The following is a 12982-nucleotide window of genomic DNA, read 5'->3' on the forward strand; positions in this document are numbered from 1 at the left end:
AAAACAAAGGGCGACCCAGGGGCCGCCCTTGCCTGCTGTACCGCTTGGTCTCAGGTCTGGCTGACAAGCAGGGCCTTCATTTTCTGCATGGCCTTGACTTCGATCTGACGAATGCGCTCCGCCGAGACGCCAAATTCGGCGGCCAGTTCGTGGAGGGTGGCGGCTTCGCTGCCTTCCTCCACCAGCCAGCGCCGCTGCACGATGGCGCGGCTGCGCTCGTCCAGTCCCGCCAGGGCGCTCCGCAGGCCTTCGTCCTGGAGCCGGTCGTATTCCTTGCGCTCCAGTTGCATCGAGGGCTCGACGCTGCTGTCCGCTGCCAGATAGGCGATGGGGGCAAAATGTTCATCCTCGTCGTCGCTTCCTGATTCCAGGGCCACGTCGCCACCGGAAAAACGGGTTTCCATTTCCACCACTTCCTCGGGCTTCACGCCCAACTGGGCGGCCACGGCATTTACCTGCTCCTGGCCCAGCGTGGTGAGGCTCTGCTTGAGGCTTCGCAGGTTGAAGAACAGCTTGCGCTGGGCCTTGGTAGTGGCAATTTTCACCAGGCGCCAGTTCCTCAGGATGTATTCGTGAATCTCGGCCTTGATCCAGTGCATGGCGAAGGACACCAAACGCACACCTCGGGTGGGGTCGAAGCGCTTGACCGCCTTCATCAGCCCCACATTGCCTTCCTGAATCAGGTCTGCCTGAGGCAGGCCATAGCCCTGATAACCCCGGGCGATGGCAATCACCAGACGCAGGTGGGAAAGCACCAGCTTGCGGGCAGCTTCCAGGTCATTTTCCTGGCGAAAATTCCGGGCCAACTCCTGCTCCTCTGTTTCGGAGAGCATAGGCACCCGCTGGGCGGCCTGAATGTAGTCTTCCAGACTGCCGGCCGAGGAAGGGACGGAAAAATTGGCAAGGGTCAGAGCATGGGTCATGAGTACGGCCTCCTTCTCTGAGTAATGCTAGCACTCTCGCTCGCGGAGTGCTAACCCCCTGTAGGAAGTTCCCTGAAAAAGGCGTTTTGTGTCTTCTTGCCATAGGGATGGTGGCCTTTCGGCCCATTAATTAGAATGATGGGCATTGACACGGTTGCCAAAAGACCATATCAATTGAATTGCATTGGTATTGCGTCTGACCGATCTGCGATTCCCTGAGATTCCTCGCAGCGTTCCCAAGGCCCTGGTTTCGGGCCGCGCTGCTGCGTTGATCGTCGTCCTGCTGTACCCGAAGGGAGACAATGATGACCATCCGACCCGCCTGCCTGAGCCTGACACTGGCCGCTGTCTTGACCCTGCCGCCGACCCATGCTGCCGGCCCTGCCAAAGATCGGCCCGTTGTTCCTTCGCCTTACGAGAACAAGCCGGTGCCTGCGGGTTCCACGGTCTGGTATTGCGCCTATGGGGGCGGGGCTTCCATTTCCTGCCGCCTGGGGGATGCCGGTAGCCCCGATGCCCAGCGGTTTACCCAGGCCGTCAGCGCCAGACTGCCCCAGGCCGTCCATGAAATCCTCAATGCCCCGGCCGCCCTGGCCGATGATGTGGTGTGGATTCCGCTGCTCACGGTCCCCCTGGACATGGAACTGGTGGGCGAACTGGCAGAGGCCGTGATGTGTGGCGCCAAGCCGATGTGCGGTGTCATTTTTGGCGAGAGCCCAACACGACTGAGCGAACTGGTCATGCAGTACGAAACCACCCGCCTGTCCGGCATTGCCGCCGGGGCCTCCCTGTCGGTGGCCTCCCTGTACTATTGAGCGCCCCCCAGGAAACGGCTGTTGTTGTTTCCGTCCTATCCAGGGCGACAAGAAAACGCGGGGTGGCCCTTCGTTTTCTTGAGAGCTGAACGCTACACGTAATAGGCGGTGCTCGTCATCGCTTTGGACGACAGCTTCATCGCCAACTTCACCGGCCCGGGCAATTCACGGGCGCCGCAGCGAATTGCCGTTTCGGCATGTTTGATTTCATCTACCTTCATCTGCTCCAGAATTTCCCAGGAACGCCGGTCCTGAGCCGGTAGCCGGGCCAGATGGTCGTTGAGGTGAGCCTCCACCTGGCGCTCCGTTTCGGCCAGAAAACCCAGATTCCAGTCATCGCCCAGAAGACCGGCCAGGACTCCGACTCCCAGGGAACTGGCATACCAGACCGGGTTGAGCAGACTCTTGCGTCCCCCCAGTTCCCCAATTCGGCGCTCGGTCCAGTTGAGATGCTCCGTCTCCTCCCTCGCCGCCTGGCCCATGGCCCGCCGGGTGGATGGGTCCCGGGAGGTCAGGGCCTGGCCCTGGTACAGGGCCTGGGCGCAGATCTCGCCGCAGTGGTTGATGCGCATCAGTGCCGCCGCATGGCGACGTTCTGCTTCCGTCAGGTCGGCCTCCGGCAGGTCTTCTCCGGGCATAGGGCGCAGGGTGGGTGCCGATGCCCAGAGGGTGCGCAGGGCCTTGTCGAATTCGATGATCAGGTGGTCCAGCATGGTGTTCTCCAATCAGCCGGTCGGCGCATTGAGCTTGTATTCATCATGGCAGGCCTTGCAGGCCCTAGTCACATCCTGCAAGACACCCTTGGCGGCCCCCACATCCCCACTCTGGCTCGCATCCCGCAAGCGCAGGGCCGCGCCCTGGAATTTCTCCCCCAGGGACTTGAAGTTCTGCCACTCCTTCCAGATGTTCGCACTGGCCTTGGTATCCCCCTCGTGGGAGCCGGGCACGAAACCATCAAGGCTCACCCGGGACAACTGTTCCAGATACAGGGCATTGCGCTGCAACTCGTCCCGGGTGGTCGGGCGCGTGCCCTTGGCCATCTGGCTCAGGCGATCGTAATGCACCTTGATCATCACCATGGCGGCGCGCCGGTAACGGATGGGTTCCTCGAAGGGTGATGGGGCTGCCCACGATGGCAGCGCGATAACGGCCGCAATGGGCAAGGCCATGAGAATTCGGATGAACATGATCGTGCGTGAGGCCCGGGAATTGCCATCGATTATAGGATAATCCTCCGCTGCCAATTTCCGCGAACCCTCGTCGTCATGCCCATCCGCTTCTCCCTCATCATGATCTGTGCCCTTGGTCTGGCCACCGCCCATGCCGATTCCAGCGAGCCCGACGTACTGGTGAAGCCCTGCATCGAATGCCACGGTACTGCCGGCGTTGCCGTTGCCCGCGGCACCCCCCATCTCAATGGGCAACTGGCCCCCTATCTGGTGGAGGCCATGATCCAGTTCAGGCGCCATCGCCGCCCCAGCAGTGTTCCCGAACATATTCCGACAGCCTATACCGACGGCCAGTTGGCGACCATCGCCCAGTATTTCAGTAGTGCCAAGGCGGTACGCCCGAAACCGGAAGGCATCGACGGCCAGCGGATCGAAGCAGGTGCGGCGATCCACGCCAAGCGCTGCATGGAATGCCATCCGGACAATGGCCGGGAGTCGGACAAGGACGCGCCGTTGATGGCGGCCCAGGATCTGGACTACCTGCTGGCCCAGACCGAGGCATTTCGGGCCGGCAAAAGAAAATTCGCCTTTCTGATGGACGAGGCCTATCGAGACCTGGCCCAGGATGAACTTGCCTCCGTCGCCTATTTCTTTGCCAGCCAGGACCAACTGGCTCCGGTCACCGGCAAGAAGCGCCGCAAGAAACCCGCTGCGGATTGAGACGATTCAGGTCGCTTACCGGGACAGCAGGTAGGCGCCCCGGCGCAGGGCGGCGCGTCCTTCGTTGCCATCCGTGATCGACTGGCCCACGGAACAGAAATAGTCCCGATTGAGGGCGGCGTGATGGGAGTTGAGGGACTTGTTCTCGACCGGTTTCCAGGCCGTGTCCCGGGCCTTGCGCCAGTGCCCGTCCGCCCCCATGGCGTAGAGTTTCACTTCCCGGCTGGCACAACGAATGCCTTCGAAGGTGATATTGCCGGCGCCGCTTGGTGTGCGGATCACCAGTACATAGCGCACCACCCCGTCCTCGCCGACCCGGATGCTGGCGCCATCCACAAAGAAGTGGTTGCTGGCCAGGGGGCCCACGTAGAACTCGATCAAATCCTCGTCCCGGGGGAGGGCGGGTGGCTCCACCTTCATCTCCACCCAGTCGGGTTCTTCCTGAAGGCTCGGCTCCCAGGCATCGGATACCTGGGCCTGGACGCTCGTGCAGGCCAGCAGACAGGCCAGGGCCAGGCCGGCTGCCTGGGGACGGATCACTGCGCCACCCCACCCTCTGCGACGACTTGCGGCCAGGGCGGGCGGCGATCGGCGGGATGAAGGAACAGATGGCGGGCCAGTTCGACCAGGGCCTGCTCATAGACCCCGCGCTTGAACTCGATCACCGAATCCAGGGGAATCCAGTAGTCGTTCCAGCGCCATGCGTCGAACTCCGGGTGTTCCGTCGCCCGCAGGGAAACGTCCGAATCCCGACCCACCAGTCGCAGCAGATACCAGATCTGCTTTTGTCCACGGTAGGTGGTGCGCCACTCGCGCCTGACCCAGTGCTTGGGCACGTCGTAACGTAGCCAGTCCCGGGTGCGCCCCAGAATCTTGACATGTTCCGGCAGCAAGCCTACTTCCTCATGGAGCTCGCGATACATGGCCTGTTCGGGCGTTTCGCCCTTCTTGATCCCGCCTTGCGGAAATTGCCAGGAATGCTCGCGTATCCGTTTACCCCAGAAGACCTGATTGTGGCTATTGACCAAAACAATGCCGACGTTCGGGCGATAGCCTTCCCGATCGAGCATGATGCAACCTTCTTTTAATGTTTGACTGTGGCAAATTGTTCCACAATTACCCGATACTGGAAAGCTTGACGGCAGCGGTAAAATCGGCGTTTTTCCTCACCGGAACAGCCATGCGCGCATCCCAGTTTTTTATCGCCACCCTCAAGGAAGCCCCTTCCGACGCCGAAGTCATCTCCCACAAGCTGATGATGCGGGCCGGCCTGATCCGCCGCCTGGCCGGCGGCATCTACACCTGGACCCCCCTGGGCCTGCGGGTCCTGCGCAAGGTGGAAAACATCGTGCGGGAGGAGATGAACCGGGCCGGCGCCCTGGAGTTGCTGATGCCCGCCGTGCAGCCCTTCGAGCTCTGGGAGGAATCCGGGCGCGGCCCCAAGTACGGTCCCGAACTGCTGCGCTTCAAGGACCGCCACCAGCGGGACTTCGTCATCGGCCCGACCCACGAGGAGGTGATCACCGACTTCGTGCGCAAGGAGGTGAGGAGCTACCGTCAGTTGCCTCGCCACTTCTACCAGATCCAGACCAAGTTCCGGGACGAGATCCGCCCCCGCTTCGGGGTCATGCGGGGCCGCGAGTTCCTGATGAAGGACGGCTATTCCTTTCATGTCAATTACGCCGACCTGGAACGGGAATACCAGAACATGTACCAGACCTACGGCCGCATCTTCAGCCGCCTGGGACTCTCTTTCCGCGCCGTGGCCGCCGATACGGGCGCCATCGGCGGCACCGGCTCCCACGAGTTCCATGTGATCGCCGCCACCGGCGAGGACGCCATTGCCTACTGTCCTGACTCCGCCTACGCCGCCAATGTGGAACTGGCCGAGGCCCTGGCCCCCGCCGCTCCCAGGGGTGCCGCGGTCGAACCCATGGAAAAGAAGGAGACCCCGGGCAAGATCAAGTGCGAAGACGTGGCCGAATTCCTCGGCACCGCCCTTACCCGCACCGTCAAGGCCATCGCCGTGATCCGCACCGAACTGGCCGAGGACGCCCCCGGCCGTTTTGTCCTGCTGCTGCTCAGGGGCGATCATGATCTGAATGAAATCAAGGCCCAGAAAGTGATCGGTGAATTCCGCTTCGCCCGGGACGAGGAAGTGGAAGCCGCCCTGGGCTGCCGACCCGGCTACATTGGCCCGGTAGGGCGAAACAACATCTTCGTCGTGGCGGATCGCACTGCCGCCGCCATGGACAACTTCGTCTGCGGTGCCAACGAGGCCGGCTACCACCTGACCGGCGTGAACTGGGGCCGGGATTTGCTCGAGCCCGCCCAAACTGCCGACATCCGCAACGTGGTGGAGGGCGATCCCTCTCCCGATGGCCAGGGGCAACTGGCTCTGTGCCGGGGCATCGAGGTAGGTCACATCTTCCAGCTTCGCACCCAGTACGCCAAGGCTCTCAACTGCAAGTTCCTCGACGAGCAGGGCAAGGAGCAGGTGATGGAAATGGGTTGCTACGGCATCGGCGTGTCCCGCATCGTCGGCGCCGCCATCGAGCAGGGCCATGACGAGCGGGGCATCATTTTCCCGGCTACCATCGCCCCCTTCCAGGTGGCCATCGTGCCCATGGGCTATGCCAAGTCCGAGGCGGTGCGCGAAGCCGCCGACACCCTGCTGGCGGAATTGCTGGCGGCGGGCATCGACGCGATCCTGGACGACCGGGACGAGCGGGCCGGCTCCATGTTCGCCGACTGGGAGCTGGTGGGGGTTCCCCACCGCATCGTGGTGGGCGAGCGGGGCCTCAAGGAAGGCAAGCTGGAATACAAGGGTCGAGGTGACGCAGAAGCGCAGATGCTGGCGCGGGAAGATATCCTGGCCTTCATCCAGCAGCGCCTATGCGCCCAAGCCAGCATCTGATCGCCGTCCTGGCCCTGCTCCTTTGCTGGAGCGGAGTCGCCCGAGCCGGTGCCCAGCAATACGAGCCCCTGGCCGCCAGCGTCCGGGCGGCCCTGTCCCGTATCATCGCCGACCAGAAGCCGCCCCAAAGCTCCTTTCAGAACTCCCTGGAGGCGGTGAACTGGCTGTCCGAAATGTCCCGGCGCCTGGAAAAGCGGCTGCCCGACCGGGAATACCGCATCGACTTCCTGCGCTCGGTTCATTACGAGGCCACCCGGGCCGGTCTGGACCCGCAACTGGTGCTGGGCCTGATCCAGGTGGAAAGCGGTTTTCGCAAGTACGCGGTCTCCAGCGCCGGTGCCCGGGGCTACATGCAGGTGATGCCCTTCTGGGTCAAGCTGATCGGCGGGCCGGGGGACAGCCTGTTCGAAATGCGCACCAACCTGCGCTATGGCTGCACCATCCTGCGCCACTACCTGGACATCGAGAAGGGCGACCTGTTCCGCACCCTGGGCCGCTACAACGGCAGCCTGGGACGGGCCGAATACCCCGACATGGTCCGCGGCGCCTGGGAAAAACACTGGCACTGGGGTCCCCAGGTCATCGAACCCTCCCGCTGATGCGCATGGTCTCCAGGCATCCCTCCGAGGATGCCAATGCGCAAAGGCAAATTGAACGCCCCCCACCCCCATCCCCACCCCGGGGCGGGGCTACCCATCAGCTCGCTGCGCTCGATGATTACACTCGGCGCTGGCGCAGGTTTTTCACGTAAACGAAAACGGCCTCCACCAGGAGGCCGCCAATCAATCGCCCCTTTCCATGGGGAAGGGGTTGGGGGATGGGTAGTCCAGTTCCCCGCAGGGATGTTGCCTGGGATGCTCAGCGCATCCCAGGCAACATCCCTTTCATTCCCCGCATCATTTTCGCCATGCCGCCCTTGGAGAACTGTTTCATCACCTTCTGGGTTTGCTCGAACTGGTTCAGCAGGCGATTCACTTCCTGCACCTGAACCCCCGCCCCAGCGGCGATGCGGCGCTTGCGGCTGGCCTTGAGCAGTTCCGGCTTGGTTCGCTCCAGGGGGGTCATGGAGTTGATGATGCCCTCGATACGGCGGATGGACTTGTCCTCCACGGCGCCGCCAGCCTGCTGGGCCAGGGCGCCGAACTGGGCCGGCAGCTTGTCCAGCAGGGAGGACATGCCGCCCATCTTGCGCATCTGGGCGATCTGTTCCTTGAAATCGTTGAGATCGAAGCCCTTGCCGGACTTCATCTTCTGCACCAGGTCCTTGGCCTTTTCCTGGTCCACGTTGCGGTGGGCTTCTTCCACCAGGCCCAGGATGTCGCCCATGCCCAGGATGCGGGAAGCCATGCGTTCCGGGTGGAACTCTTCCAGGCCGGTCAGCTTCTCGCCGATACCGGCGAACTTGAGAGGCTTGCCGGTGACATGGCGCACCGAGAGCGCCGCCCCGCCCCGGGCGTCGCCGTCCAGCTTGGTCAGGATCACGCCGGTCAGAGGCAGGGCGTCGTTGAAGGCCTTGGCGGTATTCACCGCGTCCTGGCCCAGCATCGCATCCACCACGAACAGGCTTTCGATGGGGTTCAACTGGGCATGGAGGGCCTTGATCTCGGCCATCATGGCCTCGTCGATGGCCAGCCGGCCGGCGGTATCCACGAACAGCACGTCGTAGTAATGGCGTTTGGCGTGGTCCAGGGCGGCGGCGGCGATGTCCGCCGGCTTCTGTTCACCCGTGGAGGGGAAGAAATCGATTCCGGCCTGGGCGGCAACCGTCTTCAACTGCTCGATGGCAGCGGGGCGATAGACGTCGCAACTGACCGCCAGTACTTTTTTCTTCTGCCGCTCCTTCAACCACTTGCCCAACTTGGCGGTGGTGGTGGTCTTGCCCGCCCCCTGCAGGCCGGACATGAGGATGATGGCCGGCGGCTGGCTGGCAAGATTCAGGCCGCTGGCCTGGCCACCCATCAGTTCCGTCAGCTCCTTGTGTACCACCCCCACCAGGGCCTGGCCCGGGGACAGGGAACCGACCACTTCCTGGCCAACGGCCCTGTCCTTGACCCGAGCAATGAAGTCCTTGACCACCGGCAGGGCCACGTCGGCTTCCAGCAGGGCCATGCGTACTTCCCGCAGCATCTCGGCGATGTTGTCTTCGGTCAGGCGGGCCTGTCCCCGCAGATTTTTGACGACCTTGGCAAGGCGCTGGGTGAGGTTGTCGAGCATGGGGAATACCGGAGAAAAAGCGGGATCGGTTAGACTTGCACAATGCCCGCGATTCTACTGCATGTCCTTACCTCGACCCTGTACCTGAGCCTGGCCGCCCACTTCTGGCGCAGCCGGTGGCGAGGCCCGGCCCTGGATCAGCCCCAGCAGGGGCTGCTGGGGTGGGAGCGGATCACCCTTGCCCTTGCCCTGATTACCCATGCCGTGACGCTGAAGGTGGTGATTTTCGAGGGCGACACCATGCATTTCGGCTTTGCCATTGCCCTCTCGGTGATGTTCTGGCTGGCCCTGATGCTGTACTGGATCGAAAGCTTCTATGCCCGCATGGAAGGCCTCCAGGTGCTGGGGCTGCCCCTGGCGGCGGTATGCGTGTTGCTGCCGGCCCTGATCCCGGAGCAGCATGTGGTGGTCAATGCCCAGTCCGCCGCCTTCCGTTTCCACTTTCTCACGGCCATGCTTGCCTATAGCCTGTTCACCCTGGCCGCCCTCCATGCCCTGTTGATGGCGGCGGCGGAAAAGAACCTGCACCGGGGGCGGCTCTCCCCCCTGCTGGCGGGGCTGCCGCCCCTCTTGACCATGGAGTCCCTGCTGTTCCGGCTGATCCACGTCGCCTTCGCCCTGCTCACCCTGGCCCTGGCTTCCGGCGTGATCTTCTCCGAGACGCTCTTCGGCAAGGCCATTACCCTTAATCACAAGACGATCTTCGCCATCATTTCCTGGTTGATTTTTGGCGCTCTGCTGACAGGACGCCATCTGCGGGGCTGGCGCGGCCGCCTTGCCCTGCGCTGGACCCTGGCGGGATTTGCCGCTCTGCTTCTGGCCTATGTGGGAACCCGTTTCGTGCTCGAAATCCTGCTTGGCCGAACCGCATGAATGGGTGGCATTCCAGGAGGAAACCGTCACAGGTTCAGGCAGACCCATCTGTTACCATCCGATGTTCATACTAACGCGGGTGGTCGCCAGCACCACCACCGAGGATGAGAATGCGCAAAGGCCAATTGAACGCCCCCCACCCCCATCCCCGCCCCAGGGCGGGGCTACCCAGCGGCTCGCCGCGCTTACACTCGGCTCCGGCGTAGCTTTTTCACGTTAATGAACCGGGGCCGGGAAACTTCGGCCACCGCATTTCCAGTTAAGGGAGCCCTTCATGGCTACGGCGAAGGACGATAAAAAGAAGGAAATCAGTTTCGTCTGGGAAGGCAAGGACAAGGCTGGCCGCATCATGCGCGGCGAAATGCGCGCGGGGGGCGAGGCGGTGGTTCAGGCCACCCTGCGGCGCCAGGGCATCCTGGTCAGCAAGATCAAAAAGCAGGCCAGTGGCGGCGGCGGCAAGGTCACCGCCAAGGACATCACTCTGTTTACCCGGCAACTGGCCACCATGATGAAGGCTGGCGTGCCCCTGCTCCAGTCCTTCGATATTGTTGGCAAGGGTTCCTCCAACCCAGCAGTGGCCAAGCTTTTGTTCGACATCAAGACCGAGGTGGAAACCGGTTCCAGTCTGAATCAGGCCTTTCGCAAGTACCCCATGTACTTCGACCTGCTGTTCTGCAACCTGGTGGAGGCCGGCGAGCAGGCGGGCATCCTGGAAATGCTGCTGGACCGGCTGGCCAGCTACAAGGAAAAGATCCTGGCCATCCAGTCCAAGATCAAGAGCGCCCTGTTCTATCCCATCGCGGTGGTCATGGTGGCCTTTGTGGTGACCGCGATCCTGATGATCTTCGTGGTACCCCAGTTCAAGTCCGTGTTCTCCGGCTTCGGTGCCGACCTGCCGGCACCAACCCTGGTAGTGGTGGGAATTTCCGACTTTTTCGTCAAGTATTGGTATGTCATCTTTGGTGGTCTCGGTGGGGGTGTTTACGGTTTTCTCAACCTCTGGAAGCGATCCCGGAAGGTGCAGATATTCATGGATCGACTATCCCTCAAGTTGCCGGTCTTCGGCGATCTGCTGACGAAAGCCACCATTGCCCGCTGGGCACGTACCCTGTCCACCATGTTTGCTGCCGGCGTACCCCTGGTCGAGGCTCTGGACTCCGTGGGCGGCGCGGCGGGCAACTATGTCTACGCCACGGCCACCAAACAGATCCAGGCCGAGGTCTCCACCGGCAACAGCCTCACGGTGGCCATGCAGAACGCCAATGTCTTCCCCTCCATGGTCCTCCAGATGGTGGCCATTGGCGAGGAGTCCGGTCAACTGGATAGCATGCTGAGCAAGGTGGCGGACTTTTTCGAGGCGGAAGTGGATGACGCGGTCGAGGCCCTGTCCAGCCTGATGGAGCCCATCATCATGGCTTTCCTGGGCGTGGTGGTGGGGGGGATGGTGGTGGCCATGTATCTGCCGATCTTCAAGCTTGGCGCCGTGGTCTGATGGAGGAACTGCTGCATTACCCCGGCTACCTCGTTGGTATTTGTTCCCTGCTGGGCCTGATCATCGGCAGCTTTCTCAATGTCGTGATCCATCGACTGCCCAAGATGATGGAGAACGAATGGGCGCGGCAATGCGCCGAGTTGCGCGGTGAGGAAGCCCCGGCCATCGAGCCCCTGAGCCTTTCCCGGCCGGCCTCCCATTGTCCGGATTGTGGCCACGCCATTTCCGCCCTGGAAAACATTCCCCTGCTGAGCTGGCTGCTGCTGGGGGGGCGCTGCCGGGCCTGCCGGAAACCCATCAGTCCCCGCTATCCCCTGGTGGAGGCCCTGACTGGTGCCCTTTTCGCTCTGGCCGCCTGGAAGCTGGGGTCGGGCTGGCCCCTGGTTGGCGCCCTGTTTTTCCTGGCCGCTGCCGTCGCCCTCACTTTCATCGATTTCGACACCCAATTGCTGCCCGACGACATCACCCTGCCCCTGCTCTGGGCCGGACTGCTGTTCAATCTGGGTGGCGCATTCACCGATCTCTCCAGCGCCGTCATCGGCGCCGCCGCCGGTTACCTCTCCCTCTGGCTGGTCTATTGGGCCTTCAAGCTGGCTACCGGCAAGGAAGGCATGGGCCATGGTGACTTCAAGCTGCTGGCGGCCATCGGGGCCTGGCTGGGCTGGCAGATGCTGCCCCTGACCATCCTGTTCTCCTCCTTTGTCGGCGCCCTGGTGGGCATCCTGTTGATCGTGCTGGCCCGCCATGGTCGCCATGTTCCCATCCCCTTCGGTCCCTACCTGGCCACCGCCGGGGTCATCGCCCTGTTCTGGGGTCCGGCCCTGACCCGGGCCTGGCTGGGCCACTTGCAATAGCCCCAGACGACCCCATCTGGGCATTCGGATCCAGGTGAAATCCTTTGGTCTGAGGCCCTTACGCTATAATTCGCCCCTTTTTCGCGGAGCCACCCATGCCCATCTATGCCTATCGCTGCAACAGTTGCGGTCTGGAGAAGGATGTTCTGCAGAAGATGAGTGATGCTCCACTCACCACCTGCCCGGACTGCAAGCAGGAGAGTTTCAGCAAACAATTGACCGCCCCCGGCTTCCAGCTCAAGGGAAGCGGCTGGTACGCCACCGACTTCAAGGGCGGCGGTGCTCCCGCGCCCAAGAACGACAATCCGCCCCCCTGCCAGGGCGGCACCGGCACCTGCCCCTCCGCCAGTTGCGGCTGACTTGAAAAAGTACTTCATTACCGGCCTGTTGATCTGGGTACCCCTGGCGATCACCGCCTGGGTGCTGGCGGCCATCGTCCGCACCATGGATCAATCCCTGTTGCTGCTGCCGGCCGGCCTGCGGCCGGAACAACTGCTGGGTTTCTACGTGCCCGGCATTGGCGTCCTGCTGACCCTGCTGGTGGTGTTCCTGACCGGCCTGGTCACGGCCAACTTCATCGGCCAGCGCCTGATCCGCTTCTGGGAAGGCATCCTGGCCCGCATCCCGGTGGTGAAGTCGGTCTATTACAGCGTCAAGCAGGTTTCCGATACCCTGTTCTCTTCCAGCGGAGAGGCCTTCCGCAAGGCCCTTCTGGTGGAGTATCCGCGCAAGGGCTGCTGGACCGTCGCCTTCATGACCGGCCAGCCCGGCGGCGATGTGGTGAACTACCTGCAAGGGGAGTGGATCAGCGTCTATGTGCCCACCACCCCCAACCCCACCTCGGGCTTTTTCCTGATGATGCCCAAGGCCGATGTGATCGAGCTGGAAATGAGCGTGGACGAGGCTCTCAAGTACATCATCTCCATGGGCGTGGTGGCGCCGCCGCTGCCCAATCCCATGGGTCGGGCCCAGAACGAATAACCCCCTTTTATTTGAACGTCATCC

Annotated in this window: 15 protein-coding genes; 9 read left to right on the forward strand and 6 right to left on the reverse strand. The window is 62.6% G+C overall.

Annotated features, from left to right (window positions below; all coding sequences use genetic code 11):
- Nucleotides 1-50: 50 nt before the first annotated feature.
- Nucleotides 51-923 carry an RNA polymerase sigma factor RpoH gene (gene rpoH / locus DENOEST_RS01360; RefSeq protein ID WP_145771409.1) on the reverse strand — a complete coding sequence of 291 codons (873 nt, stop codon included), beginning with the start codon at nt 921-923 and terminating at the stop codon, nt 51-53.
- Nucleotides 924-1225: 302 nt separating this feature from the next.
- Between rpoH and DENOEST_RS01365 the strand changes: the two genes are divergently transcribed.
- Nucleotides 1226-1738 (forward strand): hypothetical protein, encoded by a 513-nt coding sequence (locus DENOEST_RS01365; protein ID WP_170228238.1) that lies wholly within the window; start codon nt 1226-1228, stop codon nt 1736-1738.
- A gap of 92 nt (nt 1739-1830) precedes the next feature.
- Here the strand turns inward: DENOEST_RS01365 and coq7 are convergent, their stop codons facing one another.
- Nucleotides 1831-2451: a 2-polyprenyl-3-methyl-6-methoxy-1,4-benzoquinone monooxygenase gene (gene coq7 / locus DENOEST_RS01370; protein WP_145771411.1), complete on the reverse strand. Its 621-nt coding sequence runs from the start codon at nt 2449-2451 to the stop codon at nt 1831-1833.
- Between the two features lie 12 nt (nt 2452-2463).
- Nucleotides 2464-2907 carry a c-type cytochrome gene (locus DENOEST_RS01375; protein ID WP_170228239.1) on the reverse strand — a complete coding sequence of 148 codons (444 nt, stop codon included), beginning with the start codon at nt 2905-2907 and terminating at the stop codon, nt 2464-2466.
- A gap of 96 nt (nt 2908-3003) precedes the next feature.
- Between DENOEST_RS01375 and DENOEST_RS01380 the strand changes: the two genes are divergently transcribed.
- Nucleotides 3004-3627, forward strand: a complete 624-nt coding sequence (locus DENOEST_RS01380; protein ID WP_170228240.1) for a c-type cytochrome — start codon at nt 3004-3006, stop codon at nt 3625-3627.
- 15 nt (nt 3628-3642) lie between these two features.
- On the opposite strand, the gene DENOEST_RS01385 is transcribed toward DENOEST_RS01380, so the two are convergent.
- Both DENOEST_RS01385 and DENOEST_RS01390 read right to left on the reverse strand, forming a co-directional pair.
- On the reverse strand, nt 3643-4167 hold the full coding sequence (locus DENOEST_RS01385) for a CNP1-like family protein (RefSeq protein WP_145771414.1): 525 nt from the start codon (nt 4165-4167) through the stop codon (nt 3643-3645).
- Nucleotides 4164-4697, reverse strand: coding sequence for an RNA pyrophosphohydrolase (locus DENOEST_RS01390; protein WP_145771415.1), 534 nt, complete (start codon nt 4695-4697; stop codon nt 4164-4166). Before DENOEST_RS01390 ends, DENOEST_RS01385 begins: the two co-directional genes overlap by 4 nt.
- Nucleotides 4698-4807: 110 nt before the next feature.
- Between DENOEST_RS01390 and DENOEST_RS01395 the strand changes: the two genes are divergently transcribed.
- Together DENOEST_RS01395 and DENOEST_RS01400 are read left to right on the forward strand one after the other, a co-directional pair.
- The gene (locus DENOEST_RS01395) at nt 4808-6544 is read left to right on the forward strand and encodes a proline--tRNA ligase (protein ID WP_145771416.1); all 1737 of its coding nucleotides are present in this window, start codon (nt 4808-4810) and stop codon (nt 6542-6544) included.
- The gene (locus tag DENOEST_RS01400) at nt 6523-7143 is read left to right on the forward strand and encodes a lytic transglycosylase domain-containing protein (RefSeq protein ID WP_145771417.1); all 621 of its coding nucleotides are present in this window, start codon (nt 6523-6525) and stop codon (nt 7141-7143) included. The genes DENOEST_RS01395 and DENOEST_RS01400 overlap by 22 nt, the downstream gene beginning before the upstream one ends.
- A gap of 259 nt (nt 7144-7402) precedes the next feature.
- On the opposite strand, the gene ffh is transcribed toward DENOEST_RS01400, so the two are convergent.
- Nucleotides 7403-8758 carry a signal recognition particle protein gene (gene ffh / locus DENOEST_RS01405; RefSeq protein ID WP_145771418.1) on the reverse strand — a complete coding sequence of 452 codons (1356 nt, stop codon included), beginning with the start codon at nt 8756-8758 and terminating at the stop codon, nt 7403-7405.
- A gap of 42 nt (nt 8759-8800) precedes the next feature.
- Here ffh and DENOEST_RS01410 point away from each other — a divergent pair, with 42 nt between their 5' ends.
- The 5 genes from DENOEST_RS01410 to DENOEST_RS01430 all read left to right on the forward strand — a co-directional run bounded on the left by DENOEST_RS01410 (nt 8801) and on the right by DENOEST_RS01430 (nt 12958).
- A complete protein-coding gene (locus DENOEST_RS01410; protein ID WP_145771419.1) occupies nt 8801-9631 on the forward strand; it encodes a cytochrome C assembly family protein in 831 nt (276 codons plus the stop codon).
- A 274-nt stretch (nt 9632-9905) separates the two neighbouring features.
- Nucleotides 9906-11123: a type II secretion system F family protein gene (locus tag DENOEST_RS01415; RefSeq protein ID WP_145771420.1), complete on the forward strand. Its 1218-nt coding sequence runs from the start codon at nt 9906-9908 to the stop codon at nt 11121-11123.
- Complete coding sequence (locus DENOEST_RS01420) at nt 11123-11977, forward strand: prepilin peptidase (RefSeq protein ID WP_145771421.1); 855 nt, start codon at nt 11123-11125, stop codon at nt 11975-11977. The genes DENOEST_RS01415 and DENOEST_RS01420 overlap by 1 nt, the downstream gene beginning before the upstream one ends.
- 95 nt (nt 11978-12072) lie before the next feature.
- Nucleotides 12073-12336 (forward strand): FmdB family zinc ribbon protein, encoded by a 264-nt coding sequence (locus tag DENOEST_RS01425; protein WP_145771422.1) that lies wholly within the window; start codon nt 12073-12075, stop codon nt 12334-12336.
- A 1-nt stretch (nt 12337) separates the two neighbouring features.
- On the forward strand, nt 12338-12958 hold the full coding sequence (locus DENOEST_RS01430) for a DUF502 domain-containing protein (protein ID WP_145771423.1): 621 nt from the start codon (nt 12338-12340) through the stop codon (nt 12956-12958).
- Nucleotides 12959-12982 lie beyond the last annotated feature (24 nt).

The organism is Denitratisoma oestradiolicum (genome assembly GCF_902813185.1).
Lineage (GTDB): Bacteria > Pseudomonadota > Gammaproteobacteria > Burkholderiales > Rhodocyclaceae > Denitratisoma > Denitratisoma oestradiolicum.

What these genes read in the sequence shown, in the direction of transcription:
- rpoH (WP_145771409.1), bottom strand. Translation starts at nt 923, where the DNA reads ATGACCCATGCTCTGACCCTTGCCAATTTTTCCGTCCCTTCCTCGGCC.
- DENOEST_RS01365 (WP_170228238.1), top strand. Translation starts at nt 1,226, where the DNA reads ATGATGACCATCCGACCCGCCTGCCTGAGCCTGACACTGGCCGCTGTC.
- coq7 (WP_145771411.1), bottom strand. Translation starts at nt 2,451, where the DNA reads ATGCTGGACCACCTGATCATCGAATTCGACAAGGCCCTGCGCACCCTC.
- DENOEST_RS01375 (WP_170228239.1), bottom strand. Translation starts at nt 2,907, where the DNA reads ATGGCCTTGCCCATTGCGGCCGTTATCGCGCTGCCATCGTGGGCAGCC.
- DENOEST_RS01380 (WP_170228240.1), top strand. Translation starts at nt 3,004, where the DNA reads ATGCCCATCCGCTTCTCCCTCATCATGATCTGTGCCCTTGGTCTGGCC.
- DENOEST_RS01390 (WP_145771415.1), bottom strand. Translation starts at nt 4,697, where the DNA reads ATGCTCGATCGGGAAGGCTATCGCCCGAACGTCGGCATTGTTTTGGTC.
- DENOEST_RS01395 (WP_145771416.1), top strand. Translation starts at nt 4,808, where the DNA reads ATGCGCGCATCCCAGTTTTTTATCGCCACCCTCAAGGAAGCCCCTTCC.
- DENOEST_RS01400 (WP_145771417.1), top strand. Translation starts at nt 6,523, where the DNA reads ATGCGCCCAAGCCAGCATCTGATCGCCGTCCTGGCCCTGCTCCTTTGC.
- ffh (WP_145771418.1), bottom strand. Translation starts at nt 8,758, where the DNA reads ATGCTCGACAACCTCACCCAGCGCCTTGCCAAGGTCGTCAAAAATCTG.
- DENOEST_RS01410 (WP_145771419.1), top strand. Translation starts at nt 8,801, where the DNA reads ATGCCCGCGATTCTACTGCATGTCCTTACCTCGACCCTGTACCTGAGC.
- DENOEST_RS01415 (WP_145771420.1), top strand. Translation starts at nt 9,906, where the DNA reads ATGGCTACGGCGAAGGACGATAAAAAGAAGGAAATCAGTTTCGTCTGG.
- DENOEST_RS01420 (WP_145771421.1), top strand. Translation starts at nt 11,123, where the DNA reads ATGGAGGAACTGCTGCATTACCCCGGCTACCTCGTTGGTATTTGTTCC.
- DENOEST_RS01425 (WP_145771422.1), top strand. Translation starts at nt 12,073, where the DNA reads ATGCCCATCTATGCCTATCGCTGCAACAGTTGCGGTCTGGAGAAGGAT.